The organism is Methanobrevibacter sp. (assembly GCF_017406825.1).
Lineage (GTDB): Archaea > Methanobacteriota > Methanobacteria > Methanobacteriales > Methanobacteriaceae > Methanocatella.
In genome coordinates, this window is the sequence record NZ_JAFQXT010000033.1 from 1 (window position 1) to 3144 (window position 3144).

Below are 3144 nucleotides of genomic sequence, written 5' to 3' on the forward strand. Positions count from 1 at the left end.
AGAATTAAAAACGGAAGCGGAGACAGTATCACCGCCCTCCAGCCAAGCTGGAAATTTAGAATCCCCGCAACTACCGGCGATAATGACAATCCCAGATATACGCCCATTATGTTTATTCCCAATGCCCTGCCGCGCTCTTCAGGCTTAAAGGCGGACACCACCATAGCCATTGAAGTTACGTTAATGAATGCAAGCGCAATCCCCAATACCAGACGGCATGCCAAAAACATTTCGGATGAAGTGACGAATACGTTAGCGATTGAGGCCACCATGAACAGGATTACGCTGGCGATTGTGATTTTCTTAAGGCCGTATTTTCCTGAAATCTGACCTGCCGGGAAAGAAAGAACCGCCACAACCAGCAGGAAGAGTATTGTAACCCAGTTTTGAACTATGTTGCTCATTGCAAATTCCGTTGCAATGCTCGGGATTACGATAATAACTGCATTGAACGCGAAAACTGTGAAAAATGACAATAATGCACAAATGAATAAAACAAGATTTTCAGATTTCATCAAGTAAATATATTATAAAATTATTTTTTAAGTTTTTCCATCAGGCCGGATTTGCGGGCATAGTGAAACATGTACAGCTGAACATATCCCGCATTGTCGCCGAATTCCTCCATTCCAAATTCGCGCACTTTAGGAACGCTGATGTCTTTTCCATCGAAATATAAATATGAAACTATCCTTTTTATCCACACATCACTTGGAAAGGCTTGCCTAAAGTTAAATCCGTAAAGTAAAATGCAATCCGCCACCTTCGGACCCACTCCTGGAACTTTCAACATTGTTTCAAATGCTTCATCGTAACTCATCTCATGTATTTGTGAAAGATCCATTTCATGTGAGAAAAGCTCGCTTGCCCTTCTCATGTATGGTGCTCTATATCCCACGCCACAATCTTTAAGGTTGTTGCAGCACATTTCAATATCTGAAATATTCGACAAATTAAATTCCTCTTCATCATCCAAGTAGGCTTTTGCAAGGTCGTCGCTTTGAGGAAATGTATAGTAATTTTGATGACGGTTTCCCCATTTTTGCCTTATCTGAGAAACGGATTTTGTCCACCTTTTAATGGAATTGTTTGCAGAACAGATTGATGAGATAACACACTCAAACGGATCAGGAGCCAAGAACAGTCTCAAGCCATTGCAGAACTTACTCATATCGGCCAACTCCGCATTATTTGACAAATATTTATAAAACTTATCCAAATCAAAATCCAAATCAAAAATGTAATTCAGCTTTGAAACGGCTGTTTTGTCATTCAAATTGAAATCAATGTAATTTCCTGACTGTCTGACCTTAAAAATAACTGGTTTTCCATCAACTAAAACAGCATTCGAAAAACAATCCCCTTCACGAATCCATGGAGGCTGTGAAGTCTGGCCTGAATTAATTGTTAAATCTAAATTTATCGGAGATTTGATTATCATAGACGAACCGCAACATTATTCTCTTTCAAATATTCCTTAACCGTGCCTATTGAATACTGATTAAAATGAAATATGCTTGCCGCAAGGGCTGCTGAAACGTCGGTCTTTTCAAATACATCCAAAATATGTTTTGGTTCTCCGACCCCTCCGCTGGCAATGACAGGAATGTCGACAGCGTCATTGATTGTCTTATTCAGCTCGATATCATATCCGTTTTGGGTTCCGTCACCATCCATACTTGTCAACAATATTTCGCCGGCACCCAAATCCTGGCATTCCATTGCCCATTGGATGGCGTCAATGCCTGTGAACTCGCGTCCGCCATAAATACTGGTGTCAAACCAGCAATATCCCTTATCGGTTTCTATAACCGTTTTATCCTTTGCATCATCAGGATGTGAAACATATCTTCTTTTTGCATCGATTCCTATTACGACCGCCTGGGATCCGACAACCTTTGAAGCCTCACTCAACAATTGCGGATTTTTAATGGCTGCGGTGTTTGTCGAACACTTATCGGCACCTGCCTTGAGCATTTTAATATAATCGTCAACCTTCCTTATTCCTCCACCGACGCAAATAGGCATGAAAACGTTTTCCGTGAGCCTGTCGATGACATCGGCCATTGTGGCTCTGCGCTCATGAGAAGCGGTGATGTCTAAAACCACAACTTCATCCGCTCCTTCCTCATAGTAACGGGTTGCCAAATCAACCGGATTTCCAGCATATCTTATTTGCTTAAACTCGACTCCTTTAACAACGCGCCCCTCAGGAACCTGCAAGTCACAATCCAGACAGGGAATAATTCTTTTGGTTAACATAGTATCAAAAATTTTAAAAAAAAGTAGTGTGTTGTTTGTAAAATATTCTTAAGCGGAATACCTTAAAACAAAACATAATATTGCTAAAATAACAGTAGCGACAATGACATGCTCAGGTGAAAGTTTCGGACCTAAACTTTCTTCATCAAAGTATCTTACTAAACCTGCACCAGTTTGAGGCATGGAAATTTTGTTATCTTTTTTTGCCATATAGTAATCTCCTATAATATTTAATTCATGAAAAAATAATGAATATAATTATTTTTTTCATAGTATATAAAAATAATGTAAATATTAAAATCTGTAAATTCATTTTTTATCACTGCAATATTGCTTTGAATTCGTAAATATTATCCGAGAATTGAGAAAAAGTATAAATAAAGAATATACGAAACATATTAACCGAATATGATTAGTAGCACTTGGAAATTTTAAAATAATAAGAAATCATATATTAATTTAATTAATAAGAAGGAGATGAAACTATTCTACAAAATCACGACGAGATTATAATTCGAAATCCCGAACCATATTGTTCAATAGGAGGGTTTATTAAATCCAAAATTATTCCGAAATACTCCTGTTTGACATGTTGCATTCAAGACAACTTTGATGAGGAAGGAAATCCCAGAGTCCAATATTATATTAAATACTCTTCAAATTTATCAATAAAACAGGAAGATCAATTATATTTAAAGATTTTAAGGGATATTAAAGAATTTTGTGCCTCATCAGGGATAGTTTATGATGAAGAATTGGATGTTGACTTCATATTATTGGCTGAGAGGAATTAAATGAAAAATAAACAGAATGATTTTGAAGACATGACTCCCAAGGAATTCATAGATTTAGCATAGGAATTAGAAAAAATCAAGAAAGACT

General features: G+C 37.2%; 5 protein-coding genes. 1 reads left to right on the forward strand and 4 read right to left on the reverse strand.

Annotated elements, in window-relative coordinates; translation table 11 throughout:
- From IJF99_RS05755 to IJF99_RS05770, 4 genes are all read right to left on the reverse strand, one after another.
- Nucleotides 1-515: MFS transporter (locus IJF99_RS05755; protein WP_292792995.1), on the reverse strand; the 515-nt coding region annotated here is incomplete at its 3' end.
- A 20-nt stretch (nt 516-535) separates the two neighbouring features.
- Entirely contained in the window at nt 536-1441 is a 906-nt protein-coding gene (locus tag IJF99_RS05760) for a DNA glycosylase (RefSeq protein ID WP_292792997.1), read from the reverse strand.
- Nucleotides 1438-2262 (reverse strand): imidazole glycerol phosphate synthase subunit HisF, encoded by an 825-nt coding sequence (gene hisF / locus IJF99_RS05765; RefSeq protein WP_292792999.1) that lies wholly within the window; start codon nt 2260-2262, stop codon nt 1438-1440. The genes IJF99_RS05760 and hisF overlap by 4 nt, the downstream gene beginning before the upstream one ends.
- Nucleotides 2263-2310: 48 nt before the next feature.
- Nucleotides 2311-2472: a preprotein translocase subunit Sec61beta gene (locus IJF99_RS05770; RefSeq protein ID WP_292601998.1), complete on the reverse strand. Its 162-nt coding sequence runs from the start codon at nt 2470-2472 to the stop codon at nt 2311-2313.
- Between the two features lie 374 nt (nt 2473-2846).
- On the opposite strand from IJF99_RS05770, the gene IJF99_RS05775 reads away from it, so the two are divergent.
- A complete protein-coding gene (locus IJF99_RS05775; RefSeq protein ID WP_292793000.1) occupies nt 2847-3056 on the forward strand; it encodes a hypothetical protein in 210 nt (69 codons plus the stop codon).
- Nucleotides 3057-3144: the final 88 nt, after the last annotated feature.